The sequence below is a fragment of the Oleiphilus sp. HI0086 genome (assembly GCF_001635225.1).
Map to the genome: position 1 here is coordinate 1 of NZ_LWFZ01000086.1, position 714 is coordinate 714.

Sequence of the window (714 nt, forward strand, 5' to 3'; positions counted from 1 at the left end):
CAAAGAACGTGCCTCTTGAAGTGTCACGCAACGCTCGGGACTTACCGAACCAGCTTTGACAGAGATCCATAAAGTTTTAAGAGTATCTTCCTGAGCTTTAGGAAGCTCAAGTTGCGAGGCAAACTCATCATCAAGGTTCGCATCGGCCTGAGTATTATTGTGATAGACCTCTCTACAGAGCTTAGCCTTACGCTGTACTTCTTGCCAAGCTAATAGGTGCTGCCTGTTTTCTTGGCCAGCGATAAGTTGCTTAAGTTTTTTGAGTAAAGCTTCAAAACGATTTTGAATTTTTTCCAGAGCTTTGCCTTGTACTGAAGGTAGGGACTTATATTCTTTACGGTACTCGCTTAATCTGGCTTTGAGTTCGCTAAGGTTGGTATCGCTTAGGGAATCGAGTTCAGATTCGATACGAGATAGAAGCTCGTTCGCTGCGTTTGAAGCCTTATTCGCCTCTTCTTTCTTTTCATTGCGAACTTGGTCGCGGCGGGCAAATATCTGGTCGCAAATTGCGCGAAATGCTTGCCAAAGCTCTCTTTCTTTCTTATAAGGCGTGATGCCAACCTTTTGCCAGGCTTGTTGTAAGTCCTTTGCACTTTGTATGGCTTGTTCAAGGTTTTCAAGCTCTATAAGCGTCTGCGCCTGATCAATGATTTCTTGCTTCAAGGAGAGGTTCTTGTCTCTTTCTGTATCAAGTTTCTTATCAAAGGCTTTTAA

Annotated in this window: 1 protein-coding gene; it reads right to left on the reverse strand. The window is 43.6% G+C overall.

Annotated features, from left to right (window positions below; genetic code table 11):
* The coding region (locus A3756_RS01320; RefSeq protein WP_156490169.1) for a DUF349 domain-containing protein at nt 1-714 on the reverse strand (714 nt) is incomplete at both ends.